Source organism: Streptomyces sp. NPDC053079, assembly GCF_044546695.1.
Taxonomy (GTDB): Bacteria; Actinomycetota; Actinomycetes; order Streptomycetales; family Streptomycetaceae; genus Streptomyces.
In genome coordinates, this window is record NZ_JBITZJ010000002.1 from 1,103,314 (window position 1) to 1,124,736 (window position 21,423).

23 protein-coding genes and 2 pseudogenes are annotated in these 21,423 nt (G+C 69.2%); 23 read left to right on the forward strand and 2 right to left on the reverse strand.

Going from position 1 to position 21,423, the window contains the following annotated elements; genetic code table 11:
• The first annotated feature begins 127 nt into the window (after positions 1-127).
• Positions 128-1,678 (forward strand): signal recognition particle protein, encoded by a 1,551-nt coding sequence (ffh, locus tag ACIGXW_RS12275; protein WP_360915450.1) that lies wholly within the window; start codon positions 128-130, stop codon positions 1,676-1,678.
• Positions 1,679-1,750: 72 nt separating this feature from the next.
• Here ffh and ACIGXW_RS12280 read toward each other — a convergent pair whose 3' ends face one another.
• Positions 1,751-2,578 carry a class I SAM-dependent methyltransferase gene (locus ACIGXW_RS12280; RefSeq protein ID WP_399572381.1) on the reverse strand — a complete coding sequence of 276 codons (828 nt, stop codon included), beginning with the start codon at positions 2,576-2,578 and terminating at the stop codon, positions 1,751-1,753.
• Positions 2,579-2,894: 316 nt separating this feature from the next.
• On the opposite strand from ACIGXW_RS12280, the gene proS reads away from it, so the two are divergent.
• From proS to ACIGXW_RS12360, 16 genes and pseudogenes are all read left to right on the forward strand, one after another.
• Complete coding sequence (proS, locus tag ACIGXW_RS12285) at positions 2,895-4,310, forward strand: proline--tRNA ligase (RefSeq protein WP_399572383.1); 1,416 nt, start codon at positions 2,895-2,897, stop codon at positions 4,308-4,310.
• A gap of 269 nt (positions 4,311-4,579) precedes the next feature.
• Positions 4,580-5,170, forward strand: coding sequence for a hypothetical protein (locus ACIGXW_RS12290; RefSeq protein WP_360915459.1), 591 nt, complete (start codon positions 4,580-4,582; stop codon positions 5,168-5,170).
• Between the two features lie 186 nt (positions 5,171-5,356).
• Entirely contained in the window at positions 5,357-5,791 is a 435-nt protein-coding gene (gene rpsP, locus ACIGXW_RS12295; RefSeq protein ID WP_399572385.1) for a 30S ribosomal protein S16, read from the forward strand.
• 2 nt (positions 5,792-5,793) lie between these two features.
• The gene (locus ACIGXW_RS12300; RefSeq protein ID WP_360915465.1) at positions 5,794-6,030 is read left to right on the forward strand and encodes an RNA-binding protein; all 237 of its coding nucleotides are present in this window, start codon (positions 5,794-5,796) and stop codon (positions 6,028-6,030) included.
• A 156-nt stretch (positions 6,031-6,186) separates the two neighbouring features.
• Positions 6,187-6,744: a ribosome maturation factor RimM gene (gene rimM, locus ACIGXW_RS12305; RefSeq protein WP_399572387.1), complete on the forward strand. Its 558-nt coding sequence runs from the start codon at positions 6,187-6,189 to the stop codon at positions 6,742-6,744.
• Positions 6,744-7,559, forward strand: coding sequence for a tRNA (guanosine(37)-N1)-methyltransferase TrmD (gene trmD, locus ACIGXW_RS12310; RefSeq protein WP_399572389.1), 816 nt, complete (start codon positions 6,744-6,746; stop codon positions 7,557-7,559). The genes rimM and trmD overlap by 1 nt, the downstream gene beginning before the upstream one ends.
• A gap of 130 nt (positions 7,560-7,689) precedes the next feature.
• Positions 7,690-8,040, forward strand: a complete 351-nt coding sequence (gene rplS, locus ACIGXW_RS12315; RefSeq protein ID WP_071961628.1) for a 50S ribosomal protein L19 — start codon at positions 7,690-7,692, stop codon at positions 8,038-8,040.
• Positions 8,041-8,085: 45 nt separating this feature from the next.
• Positions 8,086-8,913, forward strand: a complete 828-nt coding sequence (gene lepB, locus ACIGXW_RS12320) for a signal peptidase I (RefSeq protein ID WP_399572391.1) — start codon at positions 8,086-8,088, stop codon at positions 8,911-8,913.
• A 112-nt stretch (positions 8,914-9,025) separates the two neighbouring features.
• Positions 9,026-10,126, forward strand: a pseudogene (gene lepB / locus ACIGXW_RS12325) (signal peptidase I); the annotation flags it as partial.
• Positions 10,017-11,066, forward strand: coding sequence for a signal peptidase I (gene lepB, locus ACIGXW_RS12330; protein ID WP_399572393.1), 1,050 nt, complete (start codon positions 10,017-10,019; stop codon positions 11,064-11,066). The pseudogene lepB (ACIGXW_RS12325) and the gene lepB (ACIGXW_RS12330), both read left to right, overlap by 110 nt.
• Before the next feature lie 114 nt (positions 11,067-11,180).
• Positions 11,181-11,921, forward strand: a complete 741-nt coding sequence (gene lepB, locus ACIGXW_RS12335; protein WP_399572395.1) for a signal peptidase I — start codon at positions 11,181-11,183, stop codon at positions 11,919-11,921.
• On the forward strand, positions 11,914-12,420 hold the full coding sequence (locus tag ACIGXW_RS12340) for an NUDIX hydrolase (protein ID WP_399572397.1): 507 nt from the start codon (positions 11,914-11,916) through the stop codon (positions 12,418-12,420). Before lepB (ACIGXW_RS12335) ends, ACIGXW_RS12340 begins: the two co-directional genes overlap by 8 nt.
• 39 nt (positions 12,421-12,459) lie before the next feature.
• Positions 12,460-12,768, forward strand: coding sequence for a DUF2469 domain-containing protein (locus ACIGXW_RS12345; protein ID WP_071965846.1), 309 nt, complete (start codon positions 12,460-12,462; stop codon positions 12,766-12,768).
• A gap of 127 nt (positions 12,769-12,895) precedes the next feature.
• Positions 12,896-13,255: a YraN family protein gene (locus ACIGXW_RS12350; protein WP_399572399.1), complete on the forward strand. Its 360-nt coding sequence runs from the start codon at positions 12,896-12,898 to the stop codon at positions 13,253-13,255.
• Positions 13,255-13,518 (forward strand): annotated as a pseudogene (locus ACIGXW_RS12355) (magnesium chelatase domain-containing protein); the annotation flags it as partial. The gene ACIGXW_RS12350 and the pseudogene ACIGXW_RS12355, both read left to right, overlap by 1 nt.
• Before the next feature lie 29 nt (positions 13,519-13,547).
• Positions 13,548-15,215 (forward strand): recombinase family protein, encoded by a 1,668-nt coding sequence (locus tag ACIGXW_RS12360; protein WP_399572401.1) that lies wholly within the window; start codon positions 13,548-13,550, stop codon positions 15,213-15,215.
• Between the two features lie 51 nt (positions 15,216-15,266).
• Here the strand turns inward: ACIGXW_RS12360 and ACIGXW_RS12365 are convergent, their stop codons facing one another.
• Positions 15,267-16,013, reverse strand: a complete 747-nt coding sequence (locus ACIGXW_RS12365; RefSeq protein ID WP_399572403.1) for a hypothetical protein — start codon at positions 16,011-16,013, stop codon at positions 15,267-15,269.
• Positions 16,014-16,141: 128 nt separating this feature from the next.
• Between ACIGXW_RS12365 and ACIGXW_RS12370 the strand changes: the two genes are divergently transcribed.
• The 6 genes from ACIGXW_RS12370 to ACIGXW_RS12395 all read left to right on the forward strand — a co-directional run bounded on the left by ACIGXW_RS12370 (position 16,142) and on the right by ACIGXW_RS12395 (position 21,376).
• Entirely contained in the window at positions 16,142-16,390 is a 249-nt protein-coding gene (locus tag ACIGXW_RS12370; protein WP_399572405.1) for a helix-turn-helix transcriptional regulator, read from the forward strand.
• 298 nt (positions 16,391-16,688) lie between these two features.
• On the forward strand, positions 16,689-17,159 hold the full coding sequence (locus ACIGXW_RS12375; RefSeq protein ID WP_399572407.1) for a hypothetical protein: 471 nt from the start codon (positions 16,689-16,691) through the stop codon (positions 17,157-17,159).
• The gene (locus ACIGXW_RS12380; RefSeq protein WP_399572409.1) at positions 17,156-17,695 is read left to right on the forward strand and encodes a hypothetical protein; all 540 of its coding nucleotides are present in this window, start codon (positions 17,156-17,158) and stop codon (positions 17,693-17,695) included. The genes ACIGXW_RS12375 and ACIGXW_RS12380 overlap by 4 nt, the downstream gene beginning before the upstream one ends.
• Positions 17,692-18,957: an AAA family ATPase gene (locus tag ACIGXW_RS12385; RefSeq protein ID WP_399572410.1), complete on the forward strand. Its 1,266-nt coding sequence runs from the start codon at positions 17,692-17,694 to the stop codon at positions 18,955-18,957. The genes ACIGXW_RS12380 and ACIGXW_RS12385 overlap by 4 nt, the downstream gene beginning before the upstream one ends.
• A gap of 333 nt (positions 18,958-19,290) precedes the next feature.
• A complete protein-coding gene (locus ACIGXW_RS12390; protein WP_399572412.1) occupies positions 19,291-20,118 on the forward strand; it encodes a hypothetical protein in 828 nt (275 codons plus the stop codon).
• Positions 20,119-20,314: 196 nt separating this feature from the next.
• The gene (locus ACIGXW_RS12395) at positions 20,315-21,376 is read left to right on the forward strand and encodes a tyrosine-type recombinase/integrase (RefSeq protein ID WP_399572414.1); all 1,062 of its coding nucleotides are present in this window, start codon (positions 20,315-20,317) and stop codon (positions 21,374-21,376) included.
• The last annotated feature ends 47 nt before the right edge of the window (positions 21,377-21,423 follow it).

Genomic DNA, 21,423 nt, shown 5'->3' on the forward strand with positions numbered 1-21,423 from the left:
CGGGCGCCGAGGCGGCGCCCGGAGGCCGTCGGTTTCACCGGATTCGGCAGGCGAGGGCGTCGCGCTTGCCGGGCCGGATACCCTGGGTGCGACTGACCCGCCCCCGACCCGAGGATCTGCGACCGCCGTGTTCGACACTCTTTCCGATCGCCTCGCAGCGACTTTCAAGAACCTTCGCGGCAAGGGGCGCCTCAGCGAGGCGGACATCGATGCCACGGCGCGCGAGATCCGCATCGCCCTCCTCGAGGCCGACGTGGCGCTGCCCGTCGTCCGCGCGTTCATCAAGCAGGTCAAGGAGCGCTCGCTCGGCGCCGAGGTCTCGCGGGCCCTCAACCCCGCCCAGCAGATCATCAAGATCGTCAACGAGGAGCTCATCGGCATCCTCGGCGGCGAGACCCGCCGCCTGCGCTTCGCCAAGACCGCGCCGACCGTCATCATGCTCGCCGGTCTGCAGGGTGCCGGTAAGACCACGCTCGCCGGAAAGCTCGGTCACTGGCTGAAGGCGCAGGGCCACGCCCCCCTGCTCGTCGCCTGTGACCTGCAGCGCCCCAATGCCGTCAACCAGCTCGGCGTCGTCGCCGAGCGCGCCGCCGTCGGCTTCTACGGGCCCCAGCCCGGCAACGGCGTCGGTGACCCGGTGCAGGTGGCCAAGGACTCCATCGAGTACGCCCGCACCAAGCAGTTCGACATCGTCATCGTCGACACCGCCGGCCGCCTCGGCATCGACGCCGAGATGATGCAGCAGGCCGCGGACATCCGCGACGCCGTCAGCCCCGACGAGATCCTCTTCGTCGTCGACGCGATGATCGGTCAGGACGCGGTCAACACCGCCGAGGCCTTCCGCGACGGCGTCGGCTTCGACGGCGTGGTGCTCTCCAAGCTCGACGGCGACGCCCGCGGTGGTGCCGCGCTGTCGGTCGCGCACGTGACCGGCAAGCAGATCATGTTCGCCTCCAACGGCGAGAAGCTGGACGACTTCGACGCGTTCCACCCGGACCGCATGGCGTCCCGCATCCTCGGCATGGGCGACATGCTCAGCCTCATCGAGAAGGCCGAGCAGACCTTCAGCCAGGACGAGGCCGAGAAGATGGCGGCCAAGCTGGCGAAGGGGCCCAAGGAGTTCACGCTCGACGACTTCCTGTCCCAGATGGAGCAGGTCCGCAAGATGGGCAGCATCTCCAAGCTGCTCGGCATGCTGCCCGGCATGGGGCAGATCAAGGACCAGATCAACAACCTCGACGAGCGCGACGTGGACCGCACCGCCGCGATCATCAAGTCGATGACGCCGGCCGAGCGCCAGGACCCGACGATCATCAACGGCTCGCGCCGTGCCCGTATCGCCAAGGGTTCCGGCGTGGACGTCAGCGCGGTGAAGAACCTGGTCGAGCGGTTCTTCGACGCCCGCAAGATGATGTCGCGCATGGCCCAGGGCGGCGGCATGCCGGGCATGCCCGGCATCCCGGGCATGGGCGGGGGCCCCGGCAAGAAGAAGAAGCAGATCAAGCAGGCCAAGGGCAAGCGCCAGAGCGGCAACCCGATGAAGCGCAAGGCCGAGGAGCAGGCCGCGGCCGCCCGCCGCGAGCAGGCGCAGGCCGCCAACCCGCTGGGCCTGCCGCCCGGCGGCCAGGACGCCCAGAACTTCGAACTCCCCGACGAGTTCAAGAAGTTCATGGGCTGATCAAGCCCTCGCGACAGCCCCCTCGGCCTCGGCCGTGGGGGCTGTCGGCGATTTCGGCGGTGTCGGCGGGTTTCAGACCCGCGCTACCAGATAACGGAAGACGTTCGGCATCCACACCGTCCCGTCGCACCGCAGGTACGGGTGGAGGGCCTCGGTCAGCTCCTTGACGACCTGCTCCTCGTCCGTGGCCCGGGCCGCCGCGTCGAAGGCGCCCGTGGACAGCAGGCCGCGGACGGCGCTGGCGAGGTCGGCGTAGCCGTACGGGCAGGCGACCCGGCCCGAGCCGTCCGGGGCGAGGCCGGCCTCGCGGGCGAGGTTCTCCAGGTCGTCGCGGCCGCTGGGGCGCCAGCGGGCGGGGGCGCACATCGGATCGGCCAGGCGCGCGGCCACCCGGAGCGCCCCGGAGGCCGCGCAACGCTCCTGCGGGCCCCAGCCGGCGAGGACCACGGGCGAGCCGGGCTCGGCACAGGCGGCGGCGCGGGAGAGGGCCTCCGCCAGGCCGTGGGACCCGGCGCCCGCGCAGAACAGCGGGTCGAAGGCGGTCACGAGGGTGAAGGGCGGGCCGTCGGGGTCGAGCACGGTCTCCGGGCCGCCGAGGCCGAGGCGGGTGCCGTGGCCGGCGGCGCCCTCCGGCATCAGGCGCTCGCGGGCCAGCTCCAGCCGGCGGCCGTCCAGGTCGACGCCGCACACCGTGGCGCCGCGGGCGGCGGCCATCAGCAGGGCGAGTCCGGATCCGCAGCCCAGGCTCAGCAGCCGGGTGCCGGGGCCGGCCTCCAGGCGCTCGTACACCGCTTCGTAAAGCGGAACCAGCATCCGTTCCTGGATTTCCGCCCAGTCGCGGGCCCGTGACGCGGGCGAGGTCGGGGACGGCCGGTGCCGCCGCACGAGCGTTGGTGTCATCGAATGCGCCCCATTCCGCGGGTGAGGTGTCCTGATCCTTGTCCGTGGTTCCGCCCCCATGAGTGCTGCCGAAGTGCTGCCGTGCGCGCGGTGCGGTGAAGAACCCCCCGATGCCAGAGAACTCCGCTTCCGGCCGGGAGTCCAGGGGGAAGGCGCGAGAACGTTCCCGTATGCCCACGATGGCATGTGCCGGGCGTCATCGCATGAAATGGAACGGCCCCGGCACGGCCGTACGGCAGGGTGGCGGGGCGGGAAAGCGGGGGTTGCGGGCGGACGGATTCACACTCGGCCTGATGGGCCCCGTACCATTCGCAGCATGGCAAAGGCTCCCATTCTCACCCCCCAGGCGGAAGACTTCCCGCGCTGGTACCAGGACTTGATCAACAAGGCCGAGCTGGCCGACAACGGCCCGGTGCGCGGCACCATGGTCATCCGACCGTACGGCTACGGTCTCTGGGAGCGCATGCAGCAGGAGATGGACGCCCGGATCAAGGACGCGGGCGCCTCCAACGCGTACTTCCCGCTGTTCATTCCGCAGTCCTACCTCACGAAGGAAGCGGAGCACGTCGAGGGCTTCGCCCCCGAGCTCGCGGTCGTCACCCACGGTGGCGGCAAGGAGCTCGAGGAGCCGGTCGTCGTCCGGCCGACGTCCGAGACGATCATCAACGAGTACTTCTCGAAGTGGGTGCAGAGCTACCGCGACCTGCCCCTGCTGATCAACCAGTGGGCGAACGTGGTCCGTTGGGAGATGCGCCCGCGCGTCTTTCTCCGTACGAGTGAATTCCTCTGGCAGGAGGGCCACACCGCCCACGCCACGTACGAGGACGCCCGTGACTACGCGGCCCGTATCCACCGCGACGTCTACTACGACTTCATGGTGAACGTCCTGGGCATCGACGTGGTGCTCGGCCGCAAGACGCCCAAGGAGCGTTTCGCGGGCGCCATCAACACCCTCACCCTCGAGGGCATGATGGGCGACGGCAAGGCGCTGCAGATGGGCACCAGCCACGAGCTGGGCCAGAACTTCGCCAAGGCGTTCAACACCTCCTACCTGTCGAAGGACGGGCAGCAGGAGCTGGTCTGGCAGACGTCCTGGGGTGTTTCGACCCGCATGGTCGGCGGTCTGATCATGTCGCACGGCGACGACAAGGGCCTGCGGGTCCCGCCGCGGCTGGCGTCCGTCCAGGCCGTGGTCCTGGCGATCAAGGGCGACGAGGCCGTGCTGGCCAAGGTCCGCGAGATCGGCGACGTCCTCAAGGCCGCGGGCGTGCGGGTGCAGGTCGACGACCGCACCGACACCCCCTTCGGCCGCCGCGCCGTGGACTGGGAGCTCAAGGGTGTTCCCGTCCGCATCGAGATCGGCCCGCGCGACCTGGAGAACGGCACGGCCATGCTGGCCCGCCGCATTCCGGGCGGCAAGGAGCCGGTGCGCATCGACGAGCTGGCCGCGCTGCTGCCCAAGGTCCTGGAGGAGGACCAGGAGCAGCTGCTGCGCGAGTCGCGTGAGCGCCGCGAGTCCCGCACGACGGACGTGAAGACCATCGAGGAGGCCGCCGAGGCCGCCGTCGCCGGTGGCTGGGCCCGTATCCCGTGGGCGACGCTGGGCGCGGAGGGCGAGGCCAAGCTGGCCGAGCAGGCCGTGACCGTGCGCTGCCTGGTGATGCCGGACGGCTCGGTGCCGGAGTCCGACGACGCCGAGGGCGCCATCGCGATCGTCGCGCGCGCCTACTGATCCACCTCTGGCCCCCGGTCGTGCGCTTCGGCGCACGGCCGGGGGTTTTGCGCTCCGGCGTGCGCCGGGGTTTGCGTACGAGACTCGCACTTACTGATGCGTCAGTACGTCCCACCTTGCGAACTGGTGCACGGCTAATCCGCCTTCTCCGTAGTTCTGCGCACCCGCCCTCCTCAGGACGTATGAGGCGGGAAACTGACTGGTACGTGCAAATTATTTGGGATGGCCCGGTATCGGAACACCGGGCTGTGCCCGCTCGTTGTCACGACGTGAGCACGACACCACCTGTTCTCGCCGCAGAGCTGGCGCAGGCGTGGGCCGACATTCAGCGGTTCCACCCCGAGCTGCCGGATCTAGCCGCGCCCGAATCGTTGATCGGGGAGTCGTCGTCCGCCTGCGGCGCCGAGCTCTCCTTCGAAAGGCTGCTGCACGAGGCAGTGCACGGCATCGCGGCCGCCCGCGGTGTCCGCGACACCTCTCGTGCCGGCCGCTACCACAACCGCCGGTTCCTGGCGATCGCCGAGGAGCTCGGGCTCGACCACAGCGAGGAGCCGCATCCCAGCAGTGGTTTCTCGCTCGTCGTGCTCAACCCGGAGGCGCGCAAGCGCTACCGCCCGACGATCGACAGACTCCAGCGCGCCCTGAAGGCCCACACGGTCGCCACCACCGCCGACACCTCGCGCACCTTCCGGGGCCCGGCGGCGCGCCACGGCTCCTCCGGCGGCGGTGTCCGGGTGAAGGCGGTGTGCCAGTGCGGGCGCAACGTCCGGGTCGTTCCGTCCGTGCTCGCCCAGGCGCCGATCATGTGCGGCGGCTGTGGCCAGCCGTTCCGGATCCCCGAGGCCGTCTCGGTCGGCTGAGCGGAGCGGTCGCCGGCAGGGTTCGGCGGCCGCGTGGCGGTGTGGCACAATGAGTGGCTGTACTCGACAGTCGCATAGGACCCCTCTCTCCTCCGGCTGACGCGTCCATCGGGCACCCGAGTACCGCAAACCCCACGTGGCATCTCGTTGTGCCCAACCACGTCAAGACCAGGAGACACCACTCCAGTGGCAGTCAAGATCAAGCTGAAGCGTCTGGGCAAGATCCGTTCGCCTCACTACCGCATCGTCGTCGCCGACTCCCGTACCCGCCGTGACGGCCGGGCCATCGAGGAGATCGGCCTGTACCACCCGGTGCAGAACCCCTCGCGCATCGAGGTCGACAGCGAGCGTGCCCAGTACTGGCTGAGCGTCGGCGCGCAGCCGACCGAGCCCGTTCTGGCCATCCTCAAGGTCACCGGCGACTGGCAGAAGTTCAAGGGCCTGCCCGCCCCGGCCCCGATGCTCGTGGCCGAGCCGAAGAAGGACCACAGCGGTCTCTTCGAGGCCGTCGTGAACGCCGCCGACGCGTCGAAGGGTGAGGCCATCACCCCGAAGGCGAAGAAGTCGGAGAAGAAGGACGAGGCCGCTGAGGTCGAGTCCGCTGAGTCGACCGAGGCCTGAGCATGCTCGAGGAGGCTCTCGAGCACCTCGTCAAGGGCATCGTCGACAACCCCGACGACGTCCAGGTAGCCTCGCGCAACCTGCGTCGCGGGCGTGTGCTGGAGGTCCGGGTCCACCCCGATGACCTCGGCAAGGTGATCGGTCGCAACGGCCGCACCGCGCGCGCACTGCGCACCGTCGTGGGCGCCCTCGGCGGCCGCGGCATCCGCGTCGACCTCGTCGACGTCGACCAGGTCTGACCTGTGCGGCCCGGCCGCCACCGCTCACGCGGCGGCGGCCGTCGGTCGTGAGGTCGCTCGATCGATGGTTGCGAGACACTGAGAGCCGGGGGCATCACGCCCCCGGCTCTCAGCCTTTTTCCGCAACCCTTCTCAACTTCTCAACGGAGTGAAAGCGTGCAGCTCGTAGTCGGCAGGATCGGCCGCGCCCATGGGATCAAGGGCGAGGTCACGGTTGAGGTGCGCACGGACGAGCCCGAGCTGCGGCTCGGACCCGGCGCCGTGCTGGCCACCGACCCCGCGGGTACGGGGCCGCTGACCATCGAGACCGGCCGCGTCCACAGCGGCCGGCTGCTGCTGCGCTTCGCGGGCGTGAGCGACCGCAACGCCGCCGAGGCGCTGCGCAACACCCTGCTGATCGCCGAGGTGGACCCGGACGAGACTCCCGAGGACCCCGAGGAGTTCTACGACCACCAGCTGATGGACCTCGACGTCATCACCGTCGACGGCACGGCCGTCGGCCGGATCACCGAGATCTCCCACCTGCCGTCGCAGGACCTCTTCATCGTCGAGCGGCCCGACGGCAGCGAGGTGATGATCCCCTTCGTCTCCGAGATCGTCACCGAGATCGACCTGGACCGGCAGGTGGCGGTCGTCGACCCGCCGCGCGGCCTGCTCGACGGCGACCAGGCCGAGGTCGCGAGCTCCCGCGACGCCGAGGAGGGGCAGGAGTAATGCGCCTCGACGTCGTCACGATCTTTCCCGAGTACCTCGAGCCGCTGAACGTCTCGCTCGTCGGTAAGGCCCGCGCCCGCGGTCAGCTGGACGTACGCGTCCACGACCTGCGGGAGTGGACCCACGACAAGCACAACACCGTCGACGACACCCCGTACGGCGGCGGCCCCGGCATGGTCATGAAGCCCGAGCCCTGGGGCGAGGCGCTGGATTCGGTCATCGAGTCCGGTCAGGGCGAGGACCGCCCGGTGATCGTCGTCCCGACGCCCAGCGGTAGGCCCTTCACGCAGGAGCTCGCCGTCGAGCTCTCCGAGAAGCCCTGGCTGGTCTTCACCCCCGCCCGCTACGAGGGCATCGACCGCCGCGTCATCGAGGAGTACGGCGACCGCCTCGACGTGCGCGAGGTCTCCATCGGCGACTATGTGCTGGCCGGCGGCGAGGCCCCGGTCCTGGTGATGGTCGAGGCCATCGCCCGGCTGCTCCCCGGCGTGCTCGGCAACGCCGAGTCGCACCGCGACGACTCCTTCGCGCCCGGTGCCATGGCCGACCTGCTCGAGGGCCCCGTCTACACCAAGCCGCCGCAGTGGCGCGACCGAGGCATCCCGGATGTCCTGCTCAGCGGCCACCACGGCAAGATCGCCCGCTGGCGCCGCGACGAGGCGTTCCGGCGCACGACCGCGAACCGGCCGGATCTGATCGAACGGGCCGACCCCGCCGCCTTCGACAAGAAGGACCGCGAGATGCTCTCGATCCTGGGCTGGGCGCCGGGCGAGGACGGCCGATTTGGGCGTCTGGGCCCGGTCGTGGAAGAATAAGCCGTTGCCTTGCGTCCGGCGCACGCCCCTGCCACAGGGGGAACGACGTCCGCCCGGCGCTTTCGGCACCCTTCACTTTCGGCACGAATTCCGCTGATGACCTGTGGCATCGGCGAGGAAGCAGACGCTCATGTCCTCCCTGCTCGACAACGTCAACGGCGCCTCCCTGCGCACCGACGTCCCGGCCTTCCGCCCCGGCGACACCGTGAACGTCCACGTTCGCGTCATCGAGGGCAACCGCTCCCGCATCCAGCAGTTCAAGGGTGTCGTCATCCGCCGCCAGGGTGCGGGCGTCAGCGAGACCTTCACGGTCCGCAAGGTCTCCTTCTCCGTCGGCGTCGAGCGCACCTTCCCGGTGCACAGCCCGATCTTCGAGAAGATCGAGCTCGTGACCCGCGGTGACGTCCGTCGCGCCAAGCTGTACTACCTCCGTGAGCTCCGCGGCAAGGCCGCGAAGATCAAGGAGAAGCGCGACAACTGAGCTTCTCGCCGGAGTCCAGGACCGGCCGGATAGGCTTTCGGTCCGATGGACACCGACGCACAGCTCGCACAGCTTCCGGAGCGCGACCGCTCTCCCGACCCCGACGAGGGGGAGGGACGGCGGTCGCGCTCCGCGCGTTTTCCCGCCCGTGCGCGGCAGTGGCTGGCCGGCGGCGGCCCGCTGCGCCGGGCCGGGCTGTTGCTGATCGTCTGTTTGGTCTTCGTGCTTCTGGTCAGCAGCTACGTTGTGCAGCCTTTTCTGATCCCCAGTGGATCGATGAAGAGCACCTTTCAGATCGGCGACCGGGTACTGGTCAACAAGCTCGCCTACCGCTTCGGTAACGAGCCGCACCGGGGCGATGTGATCGTCTTCGACGGCACCGACTCGTTCGTCCAGACCAGGCCGGCCGAGAACCCGGTGGCCGCGCTGGTGCGCAAGGGCGCGTCGTCCGTCGGGCTGATGCGGCCGGCGGCGACCGACTACATCAAGCGGGTCGTGGGCGTCGGCGGCGACCGGGTCCGGTGCTGCGACAAGCGCGGGCGGCTGGAGGTCAACGGCCGGCCGGTGCTCGAGGACTATCTGTTCCCCGGTGACGAACCTTCCCAAGTGCCGTTCGACATCGTGGTGCCGGAGGGCAAGCTATGGGTCATGGGTGACCATCGCAGTGACTCCCGTGACTCCCGTGACCACTTGGGCGAGCCCGGGGGTGGCACGGTCCCGCTGGACCATGTCATCGGCCGTGCCGACTGGATCGGCTGGCCCCTGGGCCGGATGACCTCGCTCAAGCGGCCGGGTGCGTTCACCGACGTACCGGATCCGGGCGATCCGGGCCACGGCGCGGGCGGGGGTCACCTCGGCGGCCCGCATGGGTAGCCGGGGGCGTACGGAGGCGCGGACGGATGCGGAGGCCCGTACGGGCGCCGGTGCGCATGCACGGACGAACGCCGGTGCCCATGCCCGGACCGACGCGGGCGCCCGGGCCCGGATGGACGCGGATGCCTCCGCGCGTACCGCGGAGGCCGGTACGGCTCCGGCGGGGCACCGCAGGGGCTCCGGGGCGGGGCCGGCGTCGCCGCCCCCGGCCGGTGGCCGGGCGGCCCGGCGGAAGGCGGCGACGCGGATCAAGCGGCGCCGGCAGCGCCGGTCGGCCGCCAAGGAGGTGCCGATCCTCATAGGCGTGGCCCTGCTGATCGCCCTGGTGCTGAAGACCTTCCTCCTACAGGCGTTCGTCATCCCGTCGGGCTCGATGGAACAGACCATCCAGATCGGCGACCGCGTGCTGGTGGACAAGCTGACGCCGTGGTTCGGGACCCGGCCGGAGCGGGGCGACGTGGTGGTCTTCAAGGACCCGGGGGGCTGGCTGGACGGGGAGCAGTCGTACGGGGGCCGGGACCCGGTGGGGATCAAGCAGGCGAAGCAGCTGCTGGCCTTCATCGGCCTGCTGCCCTCGGCCGACGAGCAGGACCTGATCAAACGTGTGGTCGGCACCGGCGGGGATACGGTCAAGTGTTGCGACAACGACGGCAGGGTCACGGTCAACGGGACGCCCCTGCTCGAGCCGTACGTCCATCCGGGCAATCCGCCCTCGCAGCTGAAGTTCGAGGTGAAGGTGCCGGCCGGCCGGCTCTTCGTCATGGGGGACCACCGTTCGGACTCGGCGGATTCGCGCTATCACCTGGACGAGAAGGGCCAGGGCACGATCGCGGAAGACCTGGTGGTGGGGCGTGCGGTGGTCGTCGCATGGCCGGTGGGGCACTGGAAGGGGCTGTCGGAACCGGAGCCCTTCGCTTCGGTACGGGACGCGCCGCAGACGGGGACGCGTGCGGACGCTTCGCCGCATAGTGTGTCCTCCACGGATCAAGAAGGGTTGATCCGGCTCCCGACCCCTGCGGAACTCCCGCTCGTTATGGGAGTGGTGGGCCTGCGTCGTTTGTGCGACAGGCGGCAGCGTGGAGTGAGGAGTGGATGTGGGGGATTTGGCGGTCGGCGCGCGTTCCGGTCACGGAGAGCCCGAGAAGCGGCCCGGGCGGACGGACGAGGCGCTCGGGCAGTCGTCCGGAGAGTCCGCGGGCGTCGCGCCCGAGGAGGCCAGGTCCCAGGCGACCGACGGACCCGCCGCGGAGCCGGGCGCCGCGACCGTGACGCCCGAGGCGGGCGCCGGGGGAGCGGGCGGTTCGGAGCCGCGTACGAGGGAGCCCAAGAAGCAACGATCCTTCTGGAAGGAACTGCCGATCCTGGTCGGCATCGCCCTGCTGCTCGCGCTGATCATCAAGACGTTCCTGGTGCAGGCGTTCTCGATTCCCTCCGAGTCGATGCAGAACACCCTCCAGCGCGGTGACCGGGTGCTGGTGGACAAGCTGACGCCGTGGTTCGGGTCGAAGCCCGAGCGCGGCGAGGTCGTCGTCTTCCACGATCCGGGCGGCTGGCTGGGCGAGACGGCCACCACCGACAACGGTCCGGTGGCCGGCGCCGTCCAGAAGGTGCTCAGTTTCATCGGTCTGATGCCCTCCGCGGAGGAGAAGGACCTGATCAAGAGGGTCATCGCGGTCGGCGGCGACACGGTGGAGTGCAAGGGCAACAACGAACCGGTGACGGTCAACGGCAAGGCGCTGAACGAGCCGTACATCTTCCCGGGCAACACCCCCTGCGGTGACAAGCCCTTCGGCCCGATCAAGGTCCCGGACGGCCGCATCTGGGTGATGGGCGACCACCGCCAGGACTCCCTCGACTCGCGCTACCACCAGGACCTCGACAAGTTCCAGGGCACGGTCTCCGAGGACGAGGTCGTCGGGCGCGCGATCGTCGTGGCCTGGCCGGTGAACCGCTGGTCCACTCTGCCGGTGCCGTCCACCTTCGACCAGCCGGGGCTGAGCGCGGCGGCCGCGGTGGCGCCGCCCGCGCTCGGGCTCGCGGGCGCGGTGCCGCTGGTGCTCTGGCGCCGCAGCCGCAGCCGGCGCGCGCTGGAGGAGCAGGCTGCGACGAAGGCCGAGACGAAGGCCGTGACGAAGGCCGCGACGAGGGGCTGACTGACGTCCTACCGCCGGGTAGTGTGCGATTCCATGCCCCTGGGCATTCGGAATCCGACTTCCACCGGGTGCGGTCCGCGCCCGGTGGATCCTGACGCGGCGCGGGGGACGGACATGCGCGACATGGAGCGGGACGAGGACGGCCACGGCCGCGCGGGCAGAGCACTGTCCGGGCTGGCCGTGGCCGTCGGCTGTGTGCTCTTCCTCGGCTCCTTCGCCTGGGCCGCGTTCCTGTACCGGCCCTTCACCGTCCCGACCGACTCGATGGCGCCCACCATCGGGATCGGCGACCGGGTTCTCGCCCAGCGGATAGCGGGCGGCGAGGTGCGGCGCGGGGACGTCGTCGTCTTCGAGGACCGGGTCTGGGGCAACGATCCGATGATCAAGCGCGTCGTCGGCATCGGCGGCGACAAGGTCGAGTGCTGCGACCGGCAGGGCCGGCTGACGATCAACGGCGTGGCCGTCGAGGAGCCCTATCTCCACACCCCCGGCCAGGCCTCGCCCAGCGGCTTCTCCGCCACCGTGCCCCCGGACCGGCTCTTCCTCCTGGGCGACCACCGCATCACCTCGGTGGACTCCCGCACCCATATGACCGACGGCGGCCAGGGCACGGTGCCGCGCGACGCGGTACGGGCGCGCGTGGACGCCAAGGCCTGGCCGCTGTCCGGCTGGGGCATGATCGAGCGGCCCGGCGCGTTCGACTCCCTGCCCGGCGGCACGTCCCGGCCCGGGCCGCTGCCGCTGATCGTGACGTGCGCCGTCGTGGGTGCCGTGCTCATCCTGGGAGGTGCGGCGTACGGGCCGCTGGCACGGCGGCTCGCGGGCCGTGGGAAGGCGGCGGTGCCCCATGGCTGACTCCGGTGCGATCGGCGGCGGCCTGCGCCGGGCCGCGCGGGTGATCCTGCTCGACCCTGCCGACCGCGTGCTGCTGATGCACGGCTTCGAGCCCGGCGACCCGACGCTCACCTGGTGGTTCACCCCGGGCGGCGGGCTGGAGGGCGACGAGGGCTGGGAGGAGGCGGCGCGCCGTGAACTGGCCGAGGAGACCGGGATCACGGACGTCGAGCTGGGCCCGGTGCTGTGGACGCGGACCTGTTCCTTCCCCTTCGACGGCCGGCGCTGGGACCAGGACGAACGGTATTACCTCGCCCGTACCGCGCAGACGCCCGCCTGGACCGGTGGCGGTACGGAGCTGGAGCGGCGCAGCGTCACGGGACTGCGTTGGTGGACCTGCGAAGAACTGTTCGCCACCCGTGAGACGGTGTACCCGACCAGGCTCGCCGAGCTGCTGCGTACGCTGCTCGACGAGGGACCCCCGAGTACGCCGGTGCTCCTGGAGACTGAGCGCGCCTGACGCACAATGGGGGGACGCACGGCTGAAGGGGAACATGCCATGAGCGCCGAGGACCTCGAAAAGTACGAGACCGAGATGGAGCTGAAGCTCTACCGGGAGTACCGCGACGTCGTCGGTCTGTTCAAATACGTGATCGAGACCGAGCGGCGCTTCTATCTCACGAACGACTACGAGATGCAGGTGCACTCCGTGCAGGGCGAGGTCTTCTTCGAGGTCTCGATGGCGGACGCCTGGGTGTGGGACATGTACCGGCCCGCGCGCTTCGTGAAGCAGGTGCGGGTGCTCACGTTCAAGGACGTGAACATCGAGGAGCTCAACAAGAGCGATCTGGACCTTCCGGGGACATGAGTCCTGTGGGGACATGAGTCCCGTGTGGCGCGTGTGGGTGACGAAGTTGTCCACATTCCACCGGTTGTCCACCAAGATCCCATAGCGATCGGCGGGGGCTCCATAGTCGGCACCGGAGGTGGTGCCGATGAACGCCCGAGGGGGACTCGGCCGCTACGGGGAGAACCTGGCGGTGCGGAGGCTGACCGAGGCTGGAATGACCGTGCTTGCCCGCAATTGGCGGTGCCGCGCGGGCGAGATCGACATCGTGGCGCTGGACGGCGACGTCCTGGTCATCTGTGAGGTCAAGGCCCGGCGACAGGGGTCGTACGAACATCCGATGGCAGCGGTCCGGGCCGGCAAGGCCGACCGGCTGCGGCGGCTCGCCGGGCACTGGCTGGCCCGGCACGGCGGTGCGCCGCCGGGGGGCGTGCGGATCGACCTGGTGGGCGTGGTGGTGCCCGACCGAGGTGCGCCCCTCGTCGAGCACGTCAAGGGGGTGGCCTGATGGGCTTCGCCCGTACGTGCTCGGTGACCCTGGTCGGGGTCGAAGGGGTGGTGGTCGAGGTCCAGGCCGACCTCGAGCCCGGAGTGGCCGCCTTCACGCTGGTGGGGCTGCCCGACAAGAGCCTGGTCGAGAGCAGGGACCGGGTGCGCGCCGCGGTGGTGAACTCCGGGGCCCAGTGGCCGCAGAAGAAGCTGACCGTGGGGCTGAGCCCGGCATCCGTGCCCAAGAGCGGTTCGGGGTTCGACCTGTCAATGACTAGAGCAAGACGCTTTTAGCGCGCTACCGTCTTCCCATGACCACGACGCAGGCTCAGCGCCCCCGTCGCCGAGTGGTGATCCTCTGCCGCATCAGCGACGACCGAGAGGGCAAGCGGTGGGGAGTGGCCCGCCAAGAGAAGGTATGCCGTGAACGCGCCGACCGGAACGAGTGGGATGTCGTCGCGGTCCTGGTCGAGAACGACGTGTCGGCATACTCCGGCAAGCCTCGCCCCAAGTACCAGCGCCTCCTTGAGATGCTTCGAACCGGGGAGGCTGACGCCGTCCTCGCTCTGTCGGTAAAGCGGCTGCAACGCAACTGGCGTGACGCTTTTGCCTTCCTCGACCTGGCGGAAGAACGGGACATCGCCATCGACACCATCAAGGCCGGCCGCTACAACCTCAACACGGCTGAGGGACGGGCCCAGGCCCGACGTGCCGCCATCGACGCCCAGGAGGAGTCGGAGGAGATCGCCGAACGGGTCCGCGATGCGAAGGCCGACAACGTCCGCGAAGGCACGTACCGGGGCGGCCCCCGTCCGTTCGGCTACGAAGCGGATGGGGTCACACCGAGAACCCTGGAGTGCTCAAACTGCCCCGGCGGCCAGGGCTTCTCTTTGGAGCGCGAGTGCCTGGCGTGCGGTACGGCCGCCAACAACGCGATCGAGTCCGAAGCCTGGTACACGGAGAAGGCAACGGACGCCGTCATCGCCGGTGACTCGCTCCGGTCCATCTGCCGGTACTGGGCGGCCAAAGAGGTTCGGACGGTCGCGCGCCGGTACAAGCAGGAAGACGGCACCCGCGGCGAGCCGGAGTCAAAGGAATGGGCGCCCGAGGAACTGCGGGGCCTGCTACTGAGGCCCCGGAACGCCGGGCTGATGGAGCACAAGGGTGAGATCGTCGGCCGGGCCGCGTGGGCGCCCATCGTCGCTGAAGAGAAGTGGCGGGCCTGCAGGGACATTCTGATGAACCCGGAGCGCCGAACCACGCCAGGAAACGCGCGCGTCTGGCTCGGATCGGGCCTCTACTTCTGCGGAACGCTGGTCTGCCAGACAGCCCAGGACCCCGATCGCCCTGGCCACGACTGCGAGGACAATCCCGGCGAGTGCGAGATGGCACTGTGCCCGGAGACCATGCGCTGCTCCACCTCGGGGAAGGGCAGCGGTCACGAACACGTGCCGGCCTACCGGTGTCGCTCCGGTGGTCACGTAACGCGGGTCTCGGGACCGCTCGACGAGTACGTCGAGCGAGTCGCGATCGATCGCCTCCAGCGCCCGGACGCCGTGGAACTCCTTCTCCCGCCTCCGCCGGAGAAGGGGAAGCGCGAGGACCTTGCGGCCGCTGCGAATGCGCTACGCGCCAAGCTGGACGGTCTCGCGGCTGACTACGTCGATGACCTCATCACCCGCCAGCAGATGCTTGACGGAACGGCGCTGACGCGTAAACGGCTAGAGAAGCTTGAGGCGGAGATGGCCGCCCTTGCCAAGGGCTCCGTACTGGGCGCGCTTCCCCTCGGGACGGACGAGATCGAGAAGCAGTGGCCGACCTACCACCTGGACAAGCGGCGGGCGATCGTCGATGCCCTCATGACGGTACGGATCCTGCCAGCGCGGCGAGGCCGGCCGCCGGGATACAAGCCGGGCGTGAGCACCACGTACTTCGATCCGCGGGCCGTCGCGATCGAGTGGAAGACCCCCGTCTCCTGATCGCGACGAAGGGCCTGCGCTGATAGGTGCAGGCCCTTCCGTCTGTCGTGCTCAGGTGTCTGAACCGCCAGGCATCCCGCCCTGGGTGCTGTGGGGCTTGCTGTTGTCGCTCACGGACAAGATTGCCTGGGGTTCGCCTGGACGGTCCGTATTGACGACGACGCGTTCGATGACGCCAGGGAAGAGGTGAGTGAACTCGTTCAGGTCCACGACCGTGTCGAAGCCTTCCTTACGCGCTTGATGCACCCAACTGCGCACGGTGGCCGGTGCTACGCCCCGGGCCTCGGCAACCGTCGCCGCTGGCGACTTATCACCCCTCGCCAGCGCCATCTGATACTCCTGGACGACTTCCGCCAGGCGCACGAGTCGCTTCCAGCGGCGAGCAGCGCCCGCGCCGGCCATTTCGTCGAGATCCGGATGAAGCTCGCGGACCATGGCTTGGGCGGCCTCGGAGATGGTGGCAGCGTCCTGCTTGCCCATGCGGACTACGCCTTCTCGTGGGCCCCTGTATGAGAACTCAAAGAGGCCCCTGGCGGCGCGCTCCAGACGGGCCAGGGGAAGTTCTCGGACGACCGTAGCGCCGACTTGCTGGCGAGACCCTGCAGCCACTCCCGGGGCCGGCTCGACCTTGAAGCCGCAGGGCTGCATGGCTTCGCCTTCGCGATACACGTACTGCCAGGTGATCAGGAGATCGGACTGATCTGCTGGCACGAACGAGACCTCGACCGACGCCAGGCCCTCGGCCCCTTCGATCGGCTGGGGTCCCTTGATGTAGGCGGCGTGGTGGGTAAGAGGCATGCGGCCATCATCACGCTTGCATCGGCGTTGCGCAACGCTGCCATAGTTCGTTCCTCAACGGAGCGGGAGCGTTTCACAACGTGCGTAGAAGCGTTGCGCAACGGGCCTCGGAATGCTGTACTTCTTGCATGAGTCCCGATGACCTTCGGCGAATTAGCGCCGTGCGCTGTCTGGTCGCAAACGGTGAGGCTCGCGACCTGCGAAAGAGCCGGCACCTGACGCTGTGGGAGATTGCCGACGCGATCGGTTGTAGCCCATCAACGGTTTATCGCTGGGAGCAGGGCAAGAGCGCCCCTCGCGGGGTACATGCACTGCTCCTCGCTGACGTCCTGGGAGTCCGCAGTCCCGACCAGGGCCAGAAGGTGGAGGTCGCGTGAGGGCCGCCGAACGGGCCCGCATTGCGCGCGAACTGGGCAACGGGTACGAAGCGGCCTACTGGCAAAGCATCGCTGATCTTGTCGATGCCGCCCCGCCTCTCAGTGCCGAGCAGCAGGCGCGCCTTCGAGTGCTCCTGCGGCCCGCTCCGGTACCAGCGCCTCGGCGGCCCCTCGCCGCCTAAAGCTCGACGGCCGCCAGCAGGACGGCAATCCCACTGGCGGCCCACGTCCACGACAAAGCCCCGGGCTCATCGCCTGGCAGCGACCCGGGGTCAATCGCTCAGAAATGAGGACGCACATGCAGAATCTCACGGTCGCCTCAGAGATCGCCAGTGAGCACGCTGACCCCCAGCAGCGCCCGGCAACCTGGCCCACGGCGATCACGCCCGCCACCGCGGAAATGAGGGCGCTGGATGTCTTCCTCGGCATCCACGGCGTCCTCAAGGTCGAAGCTGGCCCCGGTGCCGATCTGCTCGGCGGCGTCCCTCTCCACGTCGAACTCGAAGGCCGGCCGGTCCTCATCGTCCCGCCCGGCCTGCCTGCGGTGGAGACCCTGCTGCACGCCCGCCGCACCCTCGCCCCGGAGGCCACCCAAGCCGTTGATCAGGCGGTGGAGCAGCTGGACGACCTCATCGCCGCCAGCGAAGGTGACCAGGCCGAGCTATACCGGATCGTGCGAAGTCTCGTCATCCGGACCGGAGACCCCGCAGGCGTCACCTCGCGAGTCCGGGAGTTGTTCAGCCTCGCCGAAGCCGAGGCTGCCCAGTGACCGGCCAAGACCTCCGTCCCCGCTCGCTCGCAGGGCGGGGGCGCCCCCTGCGAGCGGTACCGGAGAACGCCACCGCAGGAGACATCACGGGCCTGTGGGCGGAGCAGCAGCACACCGCCCTCGGCGTCGCCGAGGCGCCGGAGTACGGGAGCCCCGCTTGGGTCCAGCTCCGTGCTGAGGACCCCCGGCGCGCCGCCGCCATCATCGAGGCCGCCGAACTGTGGCGCCGCCGCCGGGCCCATGAGTTGTGGTTGGACCGGCTTCTCGACGAGGACCCGGACCGCTGGTACTCGATCGTCACCGAGGAGGCGAACGCCGCCGCCCGCGCAATCGCTCCGGCGCTCGCCCGTCGGCTCACTGCCGACGAACTCCGCGCCCGACGTGCACAGATCAAGCCGGTACACGTCGTCAGGGCATCGCCCGGTTGGCCCCCCGTCGCCATCCCCGGGCGACCTGGTTGGTACCGCCACCTGATCAACGACGGGCAGGTCGACCTTCAGCGCAGTGCGACACCCGGTCAGGAGAACAGAGCTTGACCACGTACGACGACATGGCCGCACCGCCGGAGGTTGACCCGGCGGTGCGGCTGCTGAGCACCACGCCCGTCCCACAGCCGCGGGCCGCCGATGACACCCCATGGCCTGACGAGCCACCACCGGATGAGGCGCTGCCAGACGGCGCCGCCCCACGTGAACTGGTTCTCACGCCCGCCTCAAAGATTAAGATCAAGCCCGTTCGATGGCTATGGGACACCACCCCCAACGGGGCCGCGCCCACATCACACGGCCGCATCCCCATGTACTCGCTCGCCATCGCCGCGGGCGGCCCAGGGCTAGGGAAGTCACAGTTCGCCGTCTGGATGACCGCTCGCATCACCACCGGCACCCTGCCCGGCGAACTCCTCGGCAAGCCACGCGGCGTCATCTACGCGGCGGCAGAGGACTCCTGGACGTACACCATCGCCCCCCGCCTCATCGCGGCCGGCGCGGACCTGGACCTCGTCTTCCGCATCGACGTCAGGGACGACAACGAGCCCCACGCCCGCCTGACCCTGCCCATCGACACATCACTCCTCGGGAAGGCCGCCGAGGCGTACAGCGTCGCCCTCGTCGTCGCCGATCCCCTTCTCTCGCTCATCGACAAGAACATCAACGACTACCGAGCAGCCGAGGTCCGCCAAGCCCTCGAACCGCTTGTTGCTGCTGCCGACCGGTACCACTTCACCATCCTCGGCCTGGCGCACTTCACGAAGGCCGGAGCCGCCGACCCCCTCGCGCGCGTCGCCGGATCTGGTGCCTTCGGCCAGCTCATCCGCTCGCTCATCGCCTTCGCCGAGAGGGACACCGAGGACGGCGAGAAACAGTTCGTGATGTCGCTGGAGAAGAACAACCTCGGTCGGCTCGGACTGCCGTCACACACCTATGTGATCCAACCCTGCGCCGTGGACACCGAAGAGGGGCCCTCGTACGTCTCTCGCTTCGCGCTTGGCCCCGAGACGAACACCTCCGTCCGGGACGTCATGCGCGACGAGAACGCCGTCGGAGGCGTGGACCGCGTGGAGAGAAGCGAGGCTGTCGAATGGCTAGAGGACTACCTGATTGACCCCGCACGCGGCGGCGAGGCCACACCGAAGGACGTCCAGGCCGCGGCCCGAGGAGCGGGCATCTCCCCCAACGCACTCCGGGAAGCGAAGAAGAAGCTGAACGTCCAGAGCCACAAGCCCGCCGGCGTCCACAACGCCCATTGGGTCTGGCGCCTACCTGGCTCCGCCCCGACCGCGGGGGATGCCGATGGATGATTCCTCCTTATACGCGCTCCGCATCTTCCCCATCTTCCTTCTGACCTGCTGTTTTCCACCCCGCGACTTCTCCTCATCTTCTCCTCCACTTCTAGTTAGCCGCACCTTCGAAAGCGTTCGAAGGAACAGAAGACGAGGAGTAGATGAGGGAGAAGGCGAGGGGCCGTATCCCCAGGTCAACCAGAAGGTGTGGAAGGCGGGGCCGTACCAACAGACCGTGCAACCCCAGGCCGTCGCAACGCTGACAGCCACACCAGCGCCTGACCGCACCAACGCCAGGCCGTACTAACACTCAGCCCCTCCACTGACCGACCGCCACCACGAGAAGGCCGCATGAACGTCGATGACATAGTCCGTGAACGCATTGAAGCTGCACGACGCAAGATCCAAAACGACCGTCAACAGCGAGACGAACTCAACGCCGCACGCAAGGCCGGACTCGCTCGGCGCCATGTCCAGAAGCTCCACAACCTCAACCTGCACACTCGCACGACTGGCCGGTCTGACAACGATGTCAAGGAGTTCGGTATGACCGTGTCCCACAACATCACTGACACTGAAATCGCGGGTGTCGAGGAACAGATTGCGAAGCTTCGCGCAGACGTGGAGCGGTTGGAGTCGGGCAACGCCAGCCCGGACACGCTGCGGGACATCGATCGGCAGCAGGCGCGTCTGCATGCTCGGGTGTCAGAGATGCGTAAGCGGAAGGCCGCACAGGAGGCCGCTCGGGCGGCGCGGTTGACCACAGAGGAGCCGCATGTGGTCGAGCTGGAGGAGTTGATCCTGCGGCTCGATCGGAGTCGCAGGAAGGCCGCACAGGCTGCCAGGAGTGTGCAGAACGCCATGGAGCGTCTGCTTGCTGCTCTGGACGCACATGTCACGGAGGTGGAGGTGGTACATGGGCGGCTGCTGGAACTCGGTCTGCCGCTGGCAGACGACGTCGCCTTGTACGGACTGGGGGCGGCGGAGAAGGGAGCGGTGCAGCTTGGCGGGGAGTGGTGGGGGCCAGTGTCCCCGGACGCGGTGCTGACGGAACTGGTCGGACGTCTGGCGCGGAAGCGGTTCGGGCTGGGGCATCGGCTGGCGCTTCGGACGGACGGAAGACTGGGCACGGAACCGGCACGCGCATTGCTCGGGCTTGTCGACCAGGTCGACGAGTAGTAGCAGCCGCCGTTGGGTGAGCGCCAGTGCTGATGACGTCCGCCGAGCAGGTGCGGTACGGGCGGGAAGCGGTCGAGTTGGTCGCCGCGCTCAAGGCGGGGGAGGACGCCTATGCGGTTGATGGAGGGCTGGATTCAGGCAATTCCGCCCTGGCTCCTGATAATGTTTATTCTCTGGAGCCAGCAAGGGAGTTAGTGTGACCGGCGAGATCCTCCCCGCAGCATCCGCGCCGCCCATCGCAGTCGAATCGACGATCGACACCCACCTGTCCCAGGAAGCCCGGGACGCCATCGCGGCTGGGACCGCGACCTCCACCCGCCGCAACTACGCCGGAGACTGGGCCCGCTTCACCGAATGGTGCACAAGCGTCGGGCGCCGCTCCCTGCCGGCCACCGCGGAGACCGTCGTCGAGTACACCGCCTGGTGCACGCGGACCATCCGCCCGCGGACCGGCCGCACCTATTCCGTCACAGCGATCGAGCGCGCGCTGTCCGCGATCCGTACCGCTCACCGCCTGGCCGGCCACACTCCACCGGAGACTAAGGCCGCCCGCATGGTCCTGCGCGGCTACGCCGAGCATCTGGCCCTCACCAAGTCCCCGGCCGCTCAACCGCGCAAGGCCACGCCCGCCGAGCCGCCCGCACTCCGGAAGGCCCTCGCGACTCTGGACCGCAACACGCTGATCGGTAAGCGGGACGCCGCCCTGATGCTCATCGGCTACGCCGTCGCTGGGCGCGGCTCCGAACTGGTGCCGCTCGACATCCCCGACTTCACGGACGTGGAGGAGGGGCTGGAGGTCCCGATCTATCGGGTGAAGAAGAAAGAGTTCACCCAGACCGCGATCCCGTTCGGGAGCGTCCCGAGCACGTGCCCCGTACGGGCCTTCCGCGCCCTGGTGATGGCGATGGCTGAGGTGGGGCGGACCGAGGGGCCGCTGTTCGTCCGTATCGACCGGCACGGGCGCGTGGCGCCACCGATGTTTCGGGGCGGCAAGCCGATCGGCGACCCATCCGGGCGGATGACGGCCGAAGCCGCCTCGGACATCGTCGAGCGCAGCATGGAGGCTGCAGAGCTGGAGGGGCGGTGGCGGAGCCACTCCCTGCGTCGCGGGTTCGTGAACGCCTCCCGGAAGGCTGGCCATGACATCGTGAAGATCGGCCGACACGGTGGATGGGCGGATGGCAGTAAGGCCCTGCTCGGCTACATCGACGACGCCGACAAGTGGGAAGACAACCCTGTGGCAGGCACTGGCCTGTAGCTCACATGGCTCTACACACGACCGCAGCGGCCCATGTGACCGGGTGC

Bases quoted from the DNA above. Each gene is read 5' to 3' on its own strand.
- ACIGXW_RS12340 (WP_399572397.1), top strand. From the start codon at position 11,914: ATGGCTGACTCCGGTGCGATCGGCGGCGGCCTGCGCCGGGCCGCGCGG.
- lepB (WP_399572395.1), top strand. From the start codon at position 11,181: ATGCGCGACATGGAGCGGGACGAGGACGGCCACGGCCGCGCGGGCAGA.
- ACIGXW_RS12360 (WP_399572401.1), top strand. From the start codon at position 13,548: ATGACCACGACGCAGGCTCAGCGCCCCCGTCGCCGAGTGGTGATCCTC.
- proS (WP_399572383.1), top strand. From the start codon at position 2,895: ATGGCAAAGGCTCCCATTCTCACCCCCCAGGCGGAAGACTTCCCGCGC.
- ACIGXW_RS12345 (WP_071965846.1), top strand. From the start codon at position 12,460: ATGAGCGCCGAGGACCTCGAAAAGTACGAGACCGAGATGGAGCTGAAG.
- ACIGXW_RS12350 (WP_399572399.1), top strand. From the start codon at position 12,896: ATGAACGCCCGAGGGGGACTCGGCCGCTACGGGGAGAACCTGGCGGTG.
- ACIGXW_RS12300 (WP_360915465.1), top strand. From the start codon at position 5,794: ATGCTCGAGGAGGCTCTCGAGCACCTCGTCAAGGGCATCGTCGACAAC.
- ACIGXW_RS12390 (WP_399572412.1), top strand. From the start codon at position 19,291: ATGAACGTCGATGACATAGTCCGTGAACGCATTGAAGCTGCACGACGC.
- rplS (WP_071961628.1), top strand. From the start codon at position 7,690: ATGTCCTCCCTGCTCGACAACGTCAACGGCGCCTCCCTGCGCACCGAC.
- ACIGXW_RS12370 (WP_399572405.1), top strand. From the start codon at position 16,142: ATGAGTCCCGATGACCTTCGGCGAATTAGCGCCGTGCGCTGTCTGGTC.
- lepB (WP_399572391.1), top strand. From the start codon at position 8,086: ATGGACACCGACGCACAGCTCGCACAGCTTCCGGAGCGCGACCGCTCT.
- ACIGXW_RS12375 (WP_399572407.1), top strand. From the start codon at position 16,689: ATGCAGAATCTCACGGTCGCCTCAGAGATCGCCAGTGAGCACGCTGAC.
- ACIGXW_RS12365 (WP_399572403.1), bottom strand. From the start codon at position 16,013: ATGCCTCTTACCCACCACGCCGCCTACATCAAGGGACCCCAGCCGATC.
- trmD (WP_399572389.1), top strand. From the start codon at position 6,744: ATGCGCCTCGACGTCGTCACGATCTTTCCCGAGTACCTCGAGCCGCTG.
- ACIGXW_RS12280 (WP_399572381.1), bottom strand. From the start codon at position 2,578: ATGACACCAACGCTCGTGCGGCGGCACCGGCCGTCCCCGACCTCGCCC.